Origin of the sequence: Bradyrhizobium sp. STM 3561 (assembly GCF_045571455.1) — a bacterium.
GTDB lineage: Bacteria > Pseudomonadota > Alphaproteobacteria > Rhizobiales > Xanthobacteraceae > Bradyrhizobium > Bradyrhizobium vignae.
The window spans coordinates 2,637,676-2,653,497 of record NZ_CP120695.1; the positions used below are offsets into that span (position 1 = coordinate 2,637,676).

14 protein-coding genes and 1 pseudogene are annotated in these 15,822 nt (G+C 63.7%); 9 read left to right on the top strand and 6 right to left on the bottom strand.

What is annotated here, in order from left to right:
- Window positions 1-2: 2 nt before the first annotated feature.
- The 5 genes from sufD (at window position 3) to P6U28_RS12215 (ending at window position 4,039) form a co-directional block, all read left to right on the top strand.
- Window positions 3-1,307: a Fe-S cluster assembly protein SufD gene (sufD, locus tag P6U28_RS12195; protein ID WP_122403411.1), complete on the top strand. Its 1,305-nt coding sequence runs from the start codon at window positions 3-5 to the stop codon at window positions 1,305-1,307.
- Window positions 1,304-2,551 carry a cysteine desulfurase gene (locus P6U28_RS12200; protein WP_122403410.1) on the top strand — a complete coding sequence of 416 codons (1,248 nt, stop codon included), beginning with the start codon at window positions 1,304-1,306 and terminating at the stop codon, window positions 2,549-2,551. Before sufD ends, P6U28_RS12200 begins: the two co-directional genes overlap by 4 nt.
- A complete protein-coding gene (locus P6U28_RS12205) occupies window positions 2,548-2,919 on the top strand; it encodes an SUF system Fe-S cluster assembly protein (protein WP_122403409.1) in 372 nt (123 codons plus the stop codon). Before P6U28_RS12200 ends, P6U28_RS12205 begins: the two co-directional genes overlap by 4 nt.
- 49 nt (window positions 2,920-2,968) lie before the next feature.
- A complete protein-coding gene (locus P6U28_RS12210) occupies window positions 2,969-3,370 on the top strand; it encodes an iron-sulfur cluster assembly accessory protein (protein ID WP_122403408.1) in 402 nt (133 codons plus the stop codon).
- Window positions 3,371-3,595: 225 nt separating this feature from the next.
- Window positions 3,596-4,039 carry a TfoX/Sxy family protein gene (locus P6U28_RS12215; RefSeq protein ID WP_122403407.1) on the top strand — a complete coding sequence of 148 codons (444 nt, stop codon included), beginning with the start codon at window positions 3,596-3,598 and terminating at the stop codon, window positions 4,037-4,039.
- A 3-nt stretch (window positions 4,040-4,042) separates the two neighbouring features.
- Here the strand turns inward: P6U28_RS12215 and fabA are convergent, their stop codons facing one another.
- The 6 genes and pseudogenes from fabA to P6U28_RS12245 all read right to left on the bottom strand — a co-directional run bounded on the left by fabA (window position 4,043) and on the right by P6U28_RS12245 (window position 10,581).
- Window positions 4,043-4,573, bottom strand: coding sequence for a bifunctional 3-hydroxydecanoyl-ACP dehydratase/trans-2-decenoyl-ACP isomerase (fabA, locus tag P6U28_RS12220; RefSeq protein WP_122403406.1), 531 nt, complete (start codon window positions 4,571-4,573; stop codon window positions 4,043-4,045).
- A gap of 93 nt (window positions 4,574-4,666) precedes the next feature.
- Window positions 4,667-5,732: pseudogene (locus P6U28_RS12225) on the bottom strand (GGDEF domain-containing protein).
- 164 nt (window positions 5,733-5,896) lie between these two features.
- Entirely contained in the window at window positions 5,897-7,363 is a 1,467-nt protein-coding gene (locus P6U28_RS12230; protein WP_122403404.1) for a DEAD/DEAH box helicase, read from the bottom strand.
- Window positions 7,364-7,661: 298 nt separating this feature from the next.
- Window positions 7,662-8,636 carry a helix-turn-helix transcriptional regulator gene (locus P6U28_RS12235; RefSeq protein ID WP_122403403.1) on the bottom strand — a complete coding sequence of 325 codons (975 nt, stop codon included), beginning with the start codon at window positions 8,634-8,636 and terminating at the stop codon, window positions 7,662-7,664.
- Window positions 8,637-8,764: 128 nt separating this feature from the next.
- Window positions 8,765-9,466 (bottom strand): hypothetical protein, encoded by a 702-nt coding sequence (locus P6U28_RS12240; protein WP_145987018.1) that lies wholly within the window; start codon window positions 9,464-9,466, stop codon window positions 8,765-8,767.
- 5 nt (window positions 9,467-9,471) lie between these two features.
- Window positions 9,472-10,581, bottom strand: a complete 1,110-nt coding sequence (locus P6U28_RS12245) for a YadA-like family protein (protein WP_122403401.1) — start codon at window positions 10,579-10,581, stop codon at window positions 9,472-9,474.
- A 308-nt stretch (window positions 10,582-10,889) separates the two neighbouring features.
- Here P6U28_RS12245 and P6U28_RS12250 point away from each other — a divergent pair, with 308 nt between their 5' ends.
- The 4 genes from P6U28_RS12250 (at window position 10,890) to P6U28_RS12265 (ending at window position 15,709) form a co-directional block, all read left to right on the top strand.
- A complete protein-coding gene (locus P6U28_RS12250; protein WP_407122335.1) occupies window positions 10,890-11,843 on the top strand; it encodes an AraC family transcriptional regulator in 954 nt (317 codons plus the stop codon).
- A gap of 118 nt (window positions 11,844-11,961) precedes the next feature.
- Entirely contained in the window at window positions 11,962-13,470 is a 1,509-nt protein-coding gene (locus tag P6U28_RS12255) for a caspase family protein (protein ID WP_122403399.1), read from the top strand.
- 388 nt (window positions 13,471-13,858) lie between these two features.
- Window positions 13,859-14,287 (top strand): hypothetical protein, encoded by a 429-nt coding sequence (locus P6U28_RS12260; RefSeq protein WP_160118829.1) that lies wholly within the window; start codon window positions 13,859-13,861, stop codon window positions 14,285-14,287.
- A 204-nt stretch (window positions 14,288-14,491) separates the two neighbouring features.
- Window positions 14,492-15,709: an FAD-dependent oxidoreductase gene (locus P6U28_RS12265; protein WP_122403397.1), complete on the top strand. Its 1,218-nt coding sequence runs from the start codon at window positions 14,492-14,494 to the stop codon at window positions 15,707-15,709.
- Window positions 15,710-15,822: the final 113 nt, after the last annotated feature.

A 15,822-nucleotide genomic window follows, 5' to 3' on the forward strand; every position in this document is an offset into this window, starting at 1 on the left:
CGATGAACGTTGCTGTGGCAAAGACCGGGAACGGCCGCGCGGTGAGTGATCTCTTCGCCAGCGCCGAAGGCCGCTTGCCGGGTTCGCCTGACGTGATCGCGGCGCGCCGCGAAGCGTTCGAGAGCTATGAGCGTCTCGGCCTGCCGCACCGCCGGATCGAGGAATGGAAATACACGGATCTGCGCGCGCTGGTCGGTGAGGTGTTGCCGCTGGCGGCCGCGCCCGATGCGGCTGCGCTGAAGCGCGCCGCGGACGCCGTCAAGGCGCAGGCAATCGCAGGCGCCTGCAAGCTGGTGCTGGTCGACGGCGTGTTCGCGGCCGATCTGTCCGATGTGAAGGCGCTGGCCTCTGAAGTAACCCTCAAAGCTCTGCGGGAGATGCTGGACAAGGATGCCGGTCTCCTCAAGACCGCGTCCACCGATGCCGTGATCGCGCTCAACGCGGCGCTGGCGACCGACGGCGTGGTGCTCTCGATTGCCGATGGTGCGCAGCTCTCTGCGCCGGTCCAGATCATCCATGTCGCAACTGCCGCTTCGGCGTCGGCCTTCACGCGCTCGCGGGTGGCCGTCGGGAAGGGCGCCCGCGCCACCATCATCGAAAGCTTCGTCGCGGCCGGCGCCAAGGCCTACCAGGTCAACGACGCCGTCATCGTCGCGATCGGCGACGACGCCGACGTCGCCCATATCCGCCTGATGGATGATGCGCCTGATGCGGTGAACGTCACCTCGCAGTTCGTCACCGTCGGCGCCAACACCAAGCTGAACTTCTTCAACATGACCACCGGCGCGGCGGTCAGCCGGCTGCAGGGCTTCATTACGTTCTCGGGCGAGGGCAGCGAGCTCGCGGTCAACGGCGTGAACCTCCTGAAGAAGACCGAGCATGGCGACACCACGTTGGTGGTCGACCATGCCGTGCCGAACTGCGTCAGCCGCGAGACGTTCCGTGCGGTGATCGACGATCGCGCCCATTCGGTGTTCCAGGGCCGCATCATCGTCCGTCCCGATGCGCAGAAGACCGACGGCAAGATGATGACCCGTGCGCTGCTGCTCTCGGACGAAGCCGAGGCCGACAACAAGCCCGAGCTGGAGATTTTTGCCGACGACGTCTCCTGCGGCCACGGCGCCACCGCCGGCGCGCTGGATGACAGCCTGCTGTTCTATCTGAAGGCGCGCGGCCTGCCCGAGAAGCAGGCCCAGGCGCTGCTGATCCAGGCCTTCGTGGGCGAGGCGATCGAGCAGATCGCAGATGACGGTTTGCGCGAGCACGTGATCGGCATCGCCGAGCGCTGGCTGGAGCAGCGGTCATGAGCACGCATCCGGCCGTCAAGAACGGCGCCTATGACGTCGCGCGCGTGCGCCAGGACTTTCCGGCGCTCGCCATGCAGGTCTACGGCAAGAAGCTGGTCTATCTCGACAACGCGGCTTCGGCGCAGAAGCCGCAGTCGGTGCTTGACCGCATGACGCAGGCCTATACGAGCGAATACGCCAACGTGCATCGCGGCCTGCACTACCTCGCCAATGCGGCGACGGAGGCGTACGAGGGCGCGCGGACAAAGGTCGCGCAGTTCGTCAACGCCCGCCGTACCGAAGAAATCATCTTCACCCGCAACGTCACCGAGGCCATCAACCTCGTGGCGTCGTCCTGGGGCGAGCCGAACATCAAGCAGGGCGACGAGATCGTCCTCTCGATCATGGAGCACCATTCCAACATCGTGCCCTGGCACTTCCTCAGGGAACGTCATGGCGCGGTGATCAAATGGGCGCCCGTCGATGATGACGGCAATTTCCTGATCGACGAGTTCGAGAAGCTGCTGACGCCCAAGACCAAGCTTGTCGCCATCACCCAGATGTCGAACGCGCTCGGAACGTTCGTTCCGATCAAGGAGGTGGTGCGGCTGGCCCACGATCGCGGCATTCCGGTGCTGGTCGACGGTGCGCAAGGCGCGGTGCATCTGCCCATTGACGTGCAGGACCTCGACTGCGATTTCTACGCGTTCACCGGCCACAAGATCTATGGCCCGACCGGCATCGGCGCGCTCTATGCCAAGCATGAGCACCTTGTCGCGATGCGGCCCTTCAACGGCGGCGGCGAGATGATCCGCGAGGTTGCGAAGGACTGGGTCACCTATGGCGATCCGCCGCACAAGTTCGAAGCCGGCACCCCGCCTATCGTGGAAGCGATCGGCCTGGGCGCTGCCATCGACTACGTCAACTCGATCGGCAAGGAGCGCATCGCCGCCCATGAGCAAGATCTCACCACCTATGCCCAGGAGCGCTTGCGCGAGATCAACTCGCTGCGGCTGATCGGCACGGCGCGCGGCAAGGGCCCGGTCATCTCCTTCGAGCTCAAGGGCGCACACGCCCATGACGTCGCCACCGTGATTGACCGCCAGGGCATTGCGGTACGCGCCGGCACCCATTGCGTGATGCCGCTTTTAGAGCGGTTCAACGTGACGGCCACCTGCCGGGCCTCGTTCGGCATGTATAATACGCGGGAAGAAGTCGATCATCTGGCACAGGCGCTGCTGAAGGCGCGGGATTTGTTCGCATGACTGACACGGCCGAAGTCAAAGCCAATCCGATGGAGACCCAGTCGGCTCTGCCGCCTGAGGAGACCGAGCGTCTCACGACCGAGATCATCGCCGGGCTCAAGACCGTGTTCGACCCGGAGATCCCCGCCGACATCTACGAGCTCGGCCTGATCTATAAGGTCGAGATCAAGGACGATCGTTCGGTCGACGTGCTGATGACGCTGACGACGCCGAACTGCCCGGCCGCCGGCGAGCTGCCGACCATGGTCGAGAACGCGGTCGCCAGCGTTCCCGGCGTCGGCGTGGTCAACGTCAAGGTCGTCTGGGAGCCGCCGTGGTCGCCGGAACGCATGAGCGACGAGGCGCGCCTCGTGCTCAACATGTGGTAACGGTGTCAGCCCGCATTGAATTCGCTCCTCAACGGACCACATAGATAACATGACCCAGGCGACACCAGCATCCTCCACTCCGAAGCCGCGGCGGCCGCGCCCGCAGGTGATGCGGCTGACGGACGCTGCTGCCCGGCGCATCACCGAGCTGACCCAACGGGCGGATTCGGAGATCGTGGGCCTGCGCGTGGGGGTAAAGAATGGCGGCTGCGCCGGCCAGTCCTACACGGTCGAATACGCCCACGAGATTCGCCCGACCGACGAGGTCGTCGAGGACAAGGGCGTCAAGATCCTGGTCGATCCCAAGGCCGTGCTGTTCCTGCTCGGCACCGAAATGGACTACAAGGCCGACAAGATGCAGGCCCAGTTCGTCTTCAACAATCCCAACCAGGTCTCCGCCTGCGGCTGCGGCGAGTCGGTCGAGCTGCGGCCGGCCAAGATCGACGGGTAGCGCCTTCTCAGTACTCTCGTGTCCCGGACGCGCTGCAGCGCTATGGCGCGTCGAAGACGCGCGTAAACGCGCTTATGGCGCTGCTGCGCAGAGCCGGGACCCACGCTATAGTCGTCGGTGCAGAAGACTGGGCCCCGGCTCAGCAGCGCCATAAGCGAGTCGAAGGTGCGCGTAAGCGCGCTTATGTCACGCTGCGCCGCGTCCGGGGCACGAGAGAGCGTGCCCATGGACCGCGAATTCCTGATCGATCTGTTCGCCGATTTCGGCCCCGTCACCATTCGCAAGATGTTCTCCGGCTACGGCATCTCCGCTGACGGCGTCAATTTCGCGCTGTCGCTGCGTGCCGGCCTGTTCTTCCGTGCGGACGAGACGACCATTCCGGATTTCGAGGCCGAGGGCTCAAAGCCATTCCAGTACGCGACCCGCGCCAAGACCGTGCTGGTCAACTCCTACTGGGAGCTGCCCGCGCGCCTGTTCGATGATTCTGCAGAGCTTGCCCAGTGGGCGAGGGCGGCACTCGCCGCGGCTCAGCGCGCCAAGTTGAAGAAGCGGCCGAAGGCGAACAAGGCGGCGAGCAAACCCGCGAAGAAGGCTGTCAAGCCTGCGAAAGCGTCGAGAACGGTGACCAGGAAGAGTTCGCTTCGAAAGCGTGCCAAGCGAAAGGCCTGACGATCAATCCACGGCCTTGGTCAGGCCGACCCTCATGTCCTTGGCCGTGAAGACGCAGCTGCCGTCGGCAAGCACGCGGCCGTCGGCAATTCCGAGCACCAGCTTGCCGCGCCGGACCATGCGCATTGCAACCTCGTAACGCACGCGTTTTGTGTCGGGTGTAATGGTCCCCGTGCACTCGACTTCCCCGACGCCGATGGCGCGGCCCTTGCCCGGAGAGCCCGACCAGCCGAGCCAGTAGCCGATCATCTGCCACATGGCGTCGAGCCCCAGGGAGGCCGGCATCATCGGGTCGCCGTGATAATGGCAATCGAAGAACCAGTGGCTCGGTGTGATGTCCAACTCGCCGACGACATGGCCCTTGCCGAACTCGCCGCCGTCCAGGCTGATCTCCGTGATGCGGTCCATCATCAGCATCGGCGGTGCCGGCAGCTGCGCATTGCCCGGGCCGAAATAGCCGCCCTCGCTCGATCTCAGCAGCTCGTCCCTGGTGTAGGACGGTTGCGGCGTATGGAAATCGTGAGGATTGGGCAAGATGATGGGTCCTCGATGCCCGCGTCAGGCGCCGCGGCGGCGAGGAAGATGTCGGTCCGCAAGTGGGAATGTCAAGCGCGGACGGCGGCCGTCTCACGCCACCCGGCTGCGCGTCTCGACCGCGTATTCGGGATCGGCTTCGCAAATCACGCGGTTGCGGCCGTTGCGCTTGGCGGCGTAGAGGCAGGCATCGGCACGCTCGATCAGCGCGTCCGTGTCGTCGCCCTCCTTGAGCATGGAGACGCCGACGGAGATGGTGACGCGGCCGAGAATCTCGCCGGTCGATTTCTTCTTCAGTTCCTTCGCCATCACGGCGCGGCGGATGTGGTCGGCCACGGTGAGCGCCTGGCGCAGCGCGGTGTTGGGCAGCACGACCGCGAATTCCTCGCCGCCGTAACGCGCCGTAATGTCCTGGCCCTTGATGGTCTGCTTCAGCGAGAGGCCGACGAGCCGCAGCACCTGGTCACCGGTGAGATGGCCGTAGGAATCGTTGAACGACTTGAAGTGATCGATGTCGAACAGCAGCAGCGACAGCGGCTCGCCCGAGGCGAGCGCGCTCTGCACGGCCATGCCGATCATGCGGTCGAAATATTTGCGGTTGCCGAGGCCGGTGAGCGGATCGGTCAGGCTCTCGGCGCGGATCGCTTCCAGGCTCTGCTGGAGATTGCTGATCTCGTTCTTCGACAGCGTCAGCCGGTCTTCCAGCGCCTTGTTGGTCTGACGCATCTCGCTGGTCGAGCGCAGCAGCGCTTCGACGATACCCTTGATCTGGTCGCGACTCTTGGCCGACGACAGCTTGTCGGTCGCGCCCGACAGGCTGGCATCGTAGGCGCCGGTCATGCCGAGCGCCTCGCCCAAGACCTTCATCACGTCGTCGATCTCGCCGATGACGCGCGCCGACCTTGTCGATGCGATCGGTGGTCTTGATGTGGGAGAGATAGGTCTCGTAGATCTGCTCGAGATCGGCTTCGGTCAGCTTGCCGCTGCGCGCCAGCGTCTCGTTGATGATCTTGTTGAGCGGCGCGTTGTAGCCGGTGGCGTAGACGTACCAGATCTCATAGTTGCGGGGAATTGCCGTCTGCCGAAGCGATCGGATCTGACCGAGCGCCACCTCGGCGAACGCCATTGTGCGTTCGTGTTCGTCGAGCACCTTGATCACAGAACATACCCCACAACGGTCGGCGCGCCATCGACCGCAGCAATGCTAAAATTAATTATCTTCGTAGGCTAACGGACGATCGTGAACGCCCCGTAAATATACGTCCACGAAACCTCTAAAAACGTGTATTTCGATTTTCTGCAACCGAAAGCGGGAAGCGCACTTCAGGCGCCGGCAGGGGAGCGAACTGGCCGCAGCAGAAACGCCGGCAGATGCGAGTGATCGCCCGGCTCGGTGTCGATCTCGCGCTGGCGGCGCGGCTCGGGACGGCCGATCGAGGGCACATGGGAGGTGTTGGCCTGCTGGCGCGCATCGTGCCGCGGCTCCGCCCGGCGCTTGTCGTCGGACCGATGCCTTGCCGCGGCGGGCTGTCTTGCCTCGCGCGGCTCGTGGCTGCGCTCGCGGTCGTGGCCGCGTTGCGGCTTGCCGCGTCCGCCGCGTGAACGTTCGCGACCGCGCTGCTCGCGCGGACGCTCGCCGGCATCGGCGGCCTCGGCTGGGACTTCGTAATCGCCTTCGGCGCGCGGAATGCTCTGGCCGATCAGCTTTTCGATCGCCGCCATCGACTTCTGGTCGAGCGGTGTCACGATCGAGATCGCGGTGCCGGTTCGCCCGGCGCGGCCGGTGCGGCCGATGCGGTGGACGTAATCGTCGGCGTGATGGGGAACGTCGAAATTGAAGACGTGGCTGACCTCGGGAATGTCGAGGCCGCGGGCGGCGACGTCGGAGGCGACGAGCAGCGGCAGCTCACCCTTGCGGAACTGGTCGAGCGCGGCCATGCGGGCGGGCTGGTCCATGTCGCCATGCAGCGCCCCGACGCTGAAGCCGTGCTTCTGAAGCGATTTGTGGACGATCGCCACCTCGCGCTTGCGATTGCAGAAGATGATCGCGTTCTTGAGGTCCTTGGCCTCGCGTAGCAGGCGGCGAAGCAGCTCGCGCTTCTCGTGCGCCTCGCGTCCGGCGGGCACCTGGGCCTGCGTGACTGTCACGGCGGTGGTGGCGGGCCGGGAGACCTCGACCTTCTGCGGATTGTGCAGGAAGGCTTCGGTGATGCGCCGGATTTCCGGCGGCATGGTCGCGGTGAAGAACAGGGTCTGCCGCGTGAACGGGACGAGCTTGCAGATGCGTTCGATGTCGGGAATGAAGCCCATGTCCAGCATGCGGTCGGCCTCGTCGATGACGAGCAGCTCGACGCCGGTGAGCAGAAGGCCGCCGCGTTCGGTATGGTCGAGCAGGCGGCCGGGGGTTGCGATCAGCACGTCGACGCCGCGCATCAGCTTGGCATCCTGGTCACCGAAGGAGACGCCGCCGATCAGGAGGGCGACGTTGAGTTTCTGGCCGGCGCCGTAGCGGTCGAAGTTTTCCTTCACCTGGGCCGCGAGCTCGCGGGTCGGCTCGAGGATCAGCGTGCGCGGCATGCGCGCCCGGGCTCTGCCCTTTTCGAGGATGGTGAGCATCGGCAGCACGAAGGCCGCGGTCTTGCCGGTGCCGGTCTGGGCGATGCCGAGCACGTCCTTGCGTGCGAGCACGTGGGGGATCGCCTGTTCCTGAATGGGGGTGGGGGTGGTGTAACCGGTGGCCGCCACTGCGGCGAGGACTTTTTCGGACAGTCCGAGGTGAGAAAAGGACATTGAGCCTCTGGTCGAAACCGCCGTTCGGAATCGAGGGTAATAAGGCTGTCGCGTTCCACCCCGAAACGGCGCGCTCTCAAAGAAGCTGGGGGTGCTGACTCACGCGGACAAAGCGCAAGGCCCAGGAATCGCTCTTCGATCTGAGCCGCGTCGCCCCGGAACATAGGGAGGAATTGGCCAAAGTCAATGGAGCGGACGCGGGAAGGCCCTAAAAAAACTGAGGTTTTTGCCCAAATTGCGGGCGCGGCTTGGGTTTTCCGCTCCTCCAGCGGTCCGGCCGGAACCGCCAAGACGAGGGTTAATGCCCGTCCGAAGCCTTGGCCCGGAAGTCGCCGGGAGCCATGCCATAGGCGGCGTTGAACACCCGGTAATAGGTCGCCAGGCTCTCGAAGCCGCAGGCGCTCGCGATGTCGGCGATCAGCCGTTCCGGCGTGTCGCGCAGCAGGCGGCGGCTCTGTTTCAGACGCTCGTCGGTCACGGTCTGCGAGAAGCTCTTCTCCGCCGTCTCGAACAGCATGTGGAGATGACGCACGGAGATGCCGAGCAGGTCGGCCACCATGGTCGGCGCGAGATGAGGGTCTTGCAGACGGCGTGCGATCAGCCGCCGGGCCTGTGAGAGGCGGGCGGTCCGCAGCGCGGCCTGTCCGCGCCGGCTGCCGGGCCGCACGATGCCGCGTTCGATCAGCGCCAGATGGGCCAAAGCTTGAACCAAGGAGGTCTGGACCACGGAGGCCGCATCGGCGGCGGCATCATCCGCGCCGGCCTCGCCGAGATCGGCAAGGCAGGTAGCGAGCAGGGGCGCCAGGGCTGCATCGTTGAAGGTGCGGGGCGACAGCTCGCGCATGCGCTTGTCCTGCGCCGGGATGCTGCTCATCGGGATCTTCAGGATCCGGAGATGGAAGCCGCCGGCGCCCAGCGGCGCGGTGCGGTAGGGCAGGTCGGTATGGCTGGTGGCGAAGCTACCGCTCGCGATCGAAAAGTCGCTTGTGCGCATGCCGCCGAACCAGCCGCCACTGCCGAGCTGCTGGTAGACGCAAATCGCGTCACCCGGGGCGTTGGCGATGTCGGACGCACTGCGCTCGACCGCGTAGGGCGAAGCCTTCAGCTCGACGAGGCCGGCGCCGCCAAGCTGGCGCAGCGAGAATTCGCCGAAGAAGTCCGCGCGCCGTTCGGGTTCGAGCTCGGCGGTGACGCCGAACAGGCCCTTGGCGCGCACCTCGCGCCAATAGTCGAAGCGGTCCTGCGGCTCCACCTCGTTCGTACACCAATACACGGAAGACTCCCCTTCGGATGACCTGACCAGAGGAGCAGATTCACCCCAATTATTCCATAGGCGGGCTGGCGGATGGACAGCGACGCCCGAGACGGAGTCGGTAAGGCAGGCCAAGCCGCCTGTGCATTTCACTCCCGATTGGAAGCTTCCTCCGGCTGGGGCGCTGGGCTCTGAGCGGCCTCCAATCTTACCGGAGCTCCTTTCGCGGGCGGAGCTTTCGGCAGGACCTTTGCACTCTGCATCTGCTTCTTGGGTTCGCTTCTTTGCTGCTCTCGAGCGGCCGATGAAGCCTGGACGGGCGCGGTCGCGATGTTGAGGCTCAACAATTTCCACTGGCGAGAAGAGGCTTCAAACACGAGATCGAACTTCACCTGCTGCGGACTCGTTGGAACGTAGCCGGAGATGCGAAGGTGCCCGTCGGCGTCTATGTCGGGAGTGCCAGAAAGCTGAGGTGACAACAGCATCACACTAAATAAGCTGAGATTGCTCCTTCTCATGTCTGCGAAAACGAGCGCAAGATCGGCGGATGTGTTTCTAATCTGGAACTCTCGTGAGGCGAGATCCCGCAGGACCGTGTAGTTTCCGGACTGGTTGGCATCGTTGAGCGTCAGCAATGTTGAACGCACCAACAGCAGAGCTTGGTCGACCGGCACATGGACCTTGGTTCGTGCCGGCGCCGCGGGGGCTCTTTCGGTTGGGGTGGCGCCAGGAGCTGCACCGCCCGACGAGTTCTGGGAAGGAATGCTGGTCTGCGACGAAGCGCTGGTTGGGCGGAGGACCATGACACACAGCGCCAGGATGAAGGCGGCATAAAGCGGGGGGCGCAGCATGACACCTACCATCCGACGCGCAGGCCTGCGCGCGCGCCAACGAGGTTCTGATTGGTCGAGTAGCCCACGCCGCCTGTGAACTGCAGATTATCATTGAGACGGACCGCGCCGTTGAGTGCCAGACCGTTTTGTCCCTGGAAGTTGCCATAGTTCATCGTGAACGCCACGCGCTCGCTTGGGAGCACCGTTGGCACGCCTGCCATGGCCATTGCCATGGCGACGCCGGCCGTCGCTTTAGTGGTCCGATTTGAAATTTCGTCGATCCTGCTATTTACCCCCGCAAGCGCCTGGTCGAACTGTCCTCCCAGTGCCGAGAGGCTGGCATCAACATAGCTCTTGTTTGCAGCATCCGTTCCTGCCAGCGGGGCGGCAACGTTCTGAATTCTGTTGGCGCCCATGTTGACCGAGGCGCCGGGTGACACCTGCAGCGCTGTCGTGATGTTGGCCGTGCCGATGTTCGCCGTCGTGACGTTCGCCGTGGTCATATTCGCCGTAGTGACATTGGCAGTGGTCACGTTAGCAGTCGTGATCGTAGCCGTCGTCACGTTGGCGTTGGTTGCGTTGATCAGAGGCGTGTTGACCGAGGTATTTGCCGTCAATGTGTCGGTTGTCAGATTGCCTGTGTTGGTAATGCCATTGAACGTCGCGAGACCCGCCACGTTGAGGGTGCCTCCGATCGTGGCATTGCCTGTCGTGCTCAACGTGTCGGTAGAAATGTTTCCGGTGTTGTTGATGCCCGAAAAGTTCTGGGAGCCCGCAAAGGTCACCCCTCCGTTGAAGACAGCATTTCCATTGAATGTAGCCGTCGTGCCGGTGGCAAAGGTCGAATTGCCGTTGACGTTGGTCGTGCCCGTTGTCGTGGTGCCGTCCACGGTCATGTCCTGCGCAGCATGAATACTGTCACCGAAAAGCAGGGGGCCGGCGAAGAACGGGTCGAAGGGATTGGAGCAGTCGTCGTCCTGCACGATCAGAACTTGCTGTTCGCTGCCGTTTACGAAAGAACAGACGGCATGGATCGCATGGGCCGGTTTCGGCGCCAACATGCAGGCGGCGACGGCGAGCAGCGGACCCCAATTCTTCAATGAACGGCTGGTGAGGCTTTGTTGGGATATCATTTCGAATCTCCAGAAGCCGAGGATGTAACCTCTGAAACGGCTTGTCGTGCGTAATCTTGCACAACGATCGCCGATCTTCTGTCGTCGGCAGGCAACAGCGTTGTCGGATGGGTTTACATAAGACGAGTGAGGCTTTGCGATTTGCGCGACAGCGCGTCAGCATGACGCAGGCCTGTTGATTGATCCGCGCTCATTCTTGATGTTAGGCGAGTGGGATCTTTGCTTTTTACGAAGTGAGGAACCAGTCCGAATCTTGCAATCTTTGCGTGAATCGCTAGCTTCCAAAGCTCATTGGAATGCACCGTCCCATGGCTTGTGCCAGCGAATTTGCACCCCGACGCTTCAGCACCGATGACTTGCCCGAGCGAGAAAGGCTCGCCCGATGGCGTGAGGAGTTCGGAAGGACGCTGGTACGTGTAGATATCGAACCCTTGTCGAACGACGTTCCGTTCAGGGCGGAGGCCGTGCTTCAAAACCTCCCGGGTGTGCGCCTCGCGTCCTGCGATGGCTCCGCGGCGCGCCTCGATCGCACGCGCGCGTTGGCTGCCGACGGTGGGGACTGGATTGGGTTATTCATCAATCCTGGGCAAGCTGCATCCGTATCCCAGCGCGGTGCCGAATTGGAGCTTGGACCGGGTAATGCGGCGTTCGTCCGCCCGGGCGAAGCTGCCCTGCTGTGCGGCACAAGACATCTCCATTTGTTGTTTCCGCGCGCCGCTCTGGCCCTCCGGACACACGATTTGGACGGCGCGGTCATGCGGCCAATTGCGCACAACGATCCGGCGCTGCGGCTGCTTCTCGGGTACCTTGATCTCGTTCAGAATGCGCCTGGTCTTGAGCAGACCGCGCTGCAGCAAACGGTTGTCAATCACATTCACGATTTCGCTGCGCTGATGATCGGCGCCAACCGCGATACGCGACAGCAGGCAAGGGGCGCGGTCGCGGCGGCACGTTTGGCCGCTGCCATCGATTTCATCGGAAAATCCTTTACGGATCCCGGATTGTCGCTGGCATGTGTTGCCGATCGTCAACACATCTCGGCGCGCTATCTGCAGGAACTGTTGGAGAAGTCGGGGGCATCATTTACCGCACGCGTGAACGAATTGAGGTTGAAGCGGGCGTTTGCGCTCGTCACAAAATTCCCGGACCGGCCTGTGTCCGAGATTGCGGCTCAGGTTGGATTCTCGAATGTCTCGCATTTCAATCGATTGTTCCGGAATCGGTTCGGCGATAGCCCAAGTGGGGTACGCGACCGTGCCTGACGGTTCTGGCCGATGATGGATCCCGTCGCCCGTGATGATAGGCGCTTGAACCGATCTGCCCAGTTTGCGCACTATGTATTGAGCATTTTGGCCAGGGATGCGGGGGCGGGAACTTCACATGACATGTATGTTGTCCAAGGCGGCTTTGGCTCTCGGCCTGGCTGCGTTGCTGGTGGGCGCAGCTCCCGCCCAAGCCGAGAAGCGCGTCGCGCTGGTCGTCGGTAACAACGACTACAAGAACGTGCCGAAGCTGCTCAAGGCGGTCAACGACGCCCGCACCATGGGTGATACGCTGAAGCAGCTCGGCTTTTCGGTGATGGTCGCCGAGAACCAGAACCGGCAGCAATTTTCCGAGACGTTGCTCGCGTTCGACAAGGCGGTCGAGCCCGGCGACACCGCGTTCTTCTTCTATGCCGGTCATGGCTTCGAGATCGCCGGCCAGAACTATCTGCTGCCGACCGACGTGCCCGCGGCGACGGAAGGACAGGAGGAGCTGGTGCGCGATGCTTCCATCCTGGCCGACCGCATCGTCGAGCGCCTGCAGAACAAGAAGGCGCGGACCTCGATCCTGGTGTTCGATGCCTGCCGCAACAACCCGTTCGAACGCAAGGGCACCCGCGCGGTCGCCGGCGGCGGCGGGCTAGCGCCGATGACGCAGCTGCCGGAAGGCGTGTTCTCGGTGTTTTCGGCAGGACCTCGCCAGACCGCGCTCGATCGTCTGTCCAATGACGACACCAATCCCAATTCGGTGTTCACGCGCACTTTCGCCAAGGAGCTGCTCCAGCCCGGCGAGAACCTCGTGCAGGTGGCGCAGCGCACGCGCCGTCTGGTCAGCGAGATGGCCGACACCGTCAAGCACAGGCAGGTGCCGGTCTATTTCGACCAGATGGTCGACGACGTCTTCCTCAGCGGCATGGCGAAGGATACCACGGCGCGGCCGGCCGAGCCGCCGCAGAAGCTCACGGCGCTGCCGCCGGTGTCGGTGCCGCAGATCCCGAAGGAAGAGACGATCAACGCGCCGATCGCGAGCTTCTCGCGGCACGATGGCGGCTGGAGCATTACGTTCTCCTTTGCCGATCCGACGCTCGGCATTTCCTGGCGCATGGCCGGCAAAGGCGATTTCCGCGAAACCGGCTTCATCGACACGCTCGATCCGCGCACGCGCAAGCGGATGCCGAACCCGTCGATCGAGCTGCCGCCGGATGCGCAGGCCGGCACCATCGAGGTCCGCTATGTCGATCAGTCCGGCGAGACGCAGGGACCGTTCCCGATCAAGTTCGATCCCGAGGCCGCACTGATCCGCGACCAGCGCAAGATCCTCGACATGACGTCGACCAGCTGGCTGTCGTTCCGCGTGTTCAACGGCCTATTGGTCTACTACACGCACCTCGTGTCGCACCGCTGCGCCATCCGCGAGGTGCGCATCGGCATCGACACCGCCGTGCCCAACCAGGTGCTGAAGATGCCGCCTTGCGACATGCGCGACCCCAGCGCAATTACCGCCGGCATGCCGCTCTACGTGAAGCTCGCACCAAGCACGCAGTCCGTCTCGGTGGAGCTGACCTATCGCGACGGCAGCGTCTCGGAGATCAAGACGTTTCGGAGCGCGAACCGGAGTAATAATTGATACGCTGTTCGGCCGGAGGATTGTGATGGGATCACCTTACGACGTGGACGAACTTACATCGGACAAGCCAAGGTGAAAGTGCTAGAGCAGGGGATGATAAAATTCATCATCGTCACGTTCCTTACGACGCTTCCGGTTCTGGCCCAGACCACTCCAGTCCCCGCACCGCCACCACTGACCGACCGCGAGCGAGTCCAAGCAGACCGTTCGAAAGCCGCCGAAGATGAGAGGCTAGCTCCGATCACTCGACCATGGGATCGCGATGCCGATGGCAAGCGCCCATGGGAACGGAAGTCGTCAAAGCCCTGAGACGAGCGAACATCGCTTCCCAGCGGAAGGAACAACTCCTTTGGTCCCTGGATTGTCTGTCAAACCAGGGAGACGATCCATGATCCGCAGATCCATTCTCGTGACCATCGCTTGTGCCGCACTTTCGACGGCGGCCTTTGCCCAAGGCGGCGGTGGTGCTGGGGGCGGCGGTGGTGCAGGTGCAGGTGGAGCGGCCGGCGCCGGCACGGGGACCGGTGGCGCCAGCTCGGGGGCTGCGGCCAACTCAGGTGTCGGAGTGGGCTCGTCGTCCAGCAGCGCCAACTTCGGGCCGTCGGCTCCCTCCGGGATGGGAACGCATGACACCACCACGGGAGCCAACGTCAACACCAACATCGGCCGACCCAATCCGAATGTTCAGCCCCCGACCGCGAACGCCAAGACGCCGGCAGCAGCGCAAGCCGAGCGAAACATGGGCGTCGGTCACGCCCCCAACGGGTTGCCGATCGGCAGTCCGGGCACCGGGACCAGCAACGAGGACCAGAAATAGTCTGGCCCCGTTTCACACAAGGCCCGCGTTCTGCGGGCCTTTTGTCGGGCGCTTGTTTGCCGCTGGAAACCGCGGTGCGCTTTTCCCTGCAAATTGAGACTGCCTTCGGCCTGAATCGCGCTAGTATCGTCCGGCATAGCTTGATCGATGCTCACGGCGCGGATCGCGGCGGCAATGATATCCGAGCAACAACAAAGCCGGACCATGAAGGTCCGCTGCTGCATCGTCGGCGGCGGCCCGGCCGGCATGATGCTCGGCTATCTCCTGGGACGGGCCGGCATCGATGTCGTGGTGCTGGAGAAGCATGCGGATTTCTTCCGCGACTTCCGCGGCGACACCGTGCATCCCTCGACGCTTCAGGTGATGGACGAACTCGGGCTGATCGACGGCTTCCTGAAGCTGCCGCATCAGCGTCTGCAGAAGATGGACGGCCTGTTCGGCGGCACGCCGGTGCGCATCGCCGATCTTGGCCGGCTCCATACCAAATATCCCTTCATTGCCTTCATGCCGCAATGGGATTTCCTGAATTTCCTGCGCGAGGCCGGCCGGCGCTTTGCGCAGCTCAAGGTGATGATGAGCACGGAGGCGGTGGATCTGATCCGTCGCGGCGAGACGGTCGCCGGCGTGCGGGCGAGGACGCCTGACGGCTTCATCGACATCGAGGCCGATCTCACCGTTGCCTGCGACGGCCGCCATTCGATGGTGCGCGAGCGCGCCGGCCTTGCGGTCGAGGAGATCGGCGCGCCGATGGACGTGCTTTGGTTCCGCGCCGGCCGCAGGCCCGAGGAGACTGAAAGCCTCTTCGCGCGGATCGAGCCTGGCAAGATGATGGTCACCTTCGACCGCGGCGATTACTGGCAATGCGCCTATGTCATCGCAAAAGGACAGTATGAGGCAGTCAAGGCGAGGGGACTATCGGCGCTGCTCGACGATGTCGTGCGCATGGCGCCGATCCTCAGGTCCGGCATCGCCGAGGTGAAGAGCTTCGACGACATCAAGCTGCTCACCGTCGCGATCAACCGACTGACGCGCTGGACGCAGCCGGGCCTGCTGTGCATCGGCGATGCCGCGCATGCGATGTCGCCGGTCGGCGGCGTCGGCGTCAATCTCGCCGTGCAGGACGCGGTCGCGACCGCCAACCTGCTGGCGGACAAGCTGGAGCACGGTTGTCCCTCGGAGAACGAGCTCGATGCCGTCAGGCGTCGCCGCGAGTTTCCAGTGAAGATGACGCAAGCAATGCAGGTGATCGTGCAGAACAACATCATCCGCGGCGCCTTACAGGGCGGCGACCAGCCGCTGAAGGTGCCGCTGATCGTGCGTCTCATCACCGCGCTGCCGTGGCTTCAGGGCATTCCGGCGCGCCTGATTGCGCTCGGCGTGCGGCCCGAGCACGTGCATTCGCGGGCCGCGCCGGGATCGTAGCGCAAGGCTTCGGTAGGGATAACGCCGTGCTAAATCGCGCACTGCGCGTTGCGCGCTTGCAACAGCCCCAACGGATTCACAGGCCGATGCGTGCCCAGCCGCCACATTAACCG

Excerpts from the sequence above, each read along its gene's own strand:
- sufD (WP_122403411.1), top strand. The coding sequence starts at position 3 with ATGAACGTTGCTGTGGCAAAGACCGGGAACGGCCGCGCGGTGAGTGAT.
- P6U28_RS12200 (WP_122403410.1), top strand. The coding sequence starts at position 1,304 with ATGAGCACGCATCCGGCCGTCAAGAACGGCGCCTATGACGTCGCGCGC.
- P6U28_RS12205 (WP_122403409.1), top strand. The coding sequence starts at position 2,548 with ATGACTGACACGGCCGAAGTCAAAGCCAATCCGATGGAGACCCAGTCG.
- P6U28_RS12210 (WP_122403408.1), top strand. The coding sequence starts at position 2,969 with ATGACCCAGGCGACACCAGCATCCTCCACTCCGAAGCCGCGGCGGCCG.
- P6U28_RS12215 (WP_122403407.1), top strand. The coding sequence starts at position 3,596 with ATGGACCGCGAATTCCTGATCGATCTGTTCGCCGATTTCGGCCCCGTC.
- P6U28_RS12230 (WP_122403404.1), bottom strand. The coding sequence starts at position 7,363 with ATGTCCTTTTCTCACCTCGGACTGTCCGAAAAAGTCCTCGCCGCAGTG.
- P6U28_RS12240 (WP_145987018.1), bottom strand. The coding sequence starts at position 9,466 with ATGCTGCGCCCCCCGCTTTATGCCGCCTTCATCCTGGCGCTGTGTGTC.
- P6U28_RS12245 (WP_122403401.1), bottom strand. The coding sequence starts at position 10,581 with ATGATATCCCAACAAAGCCTCACCAGCCGTTCATTGAAGAATTGGGGT.
- P6U28_RS12250 (WP_407122335.1), top strand. The coding sequence starts at position 10,890 with ATGGCTTGTGCCAGCGAATTTGCACCCCGACGCTTCAGCACCGATGAC.
- P6U28_RS12255 (WP_122403399.1), top strand. The coding sequence starts at position 11,962 with ATGACATGTATGTTGTCCAAGGCGGCTTTGGCTCTCGGCCTGGCTGCG.
- P6U28_RS12260 (WP_160118829.1), top strand. The coding sequence starts at position 13,859 with ATGATCCGCAGATCCATTCTCGTGACCATCGCTTGTGCCGCACTTTCG.
- P6U28_RS12265 (WP_122403397.1), top strand. The coding sequence starts at position 14,492 with ATGAAGGTCCGCTGCTGCATCGTCGGCGGCGGCCCGGCCGGCATGATG.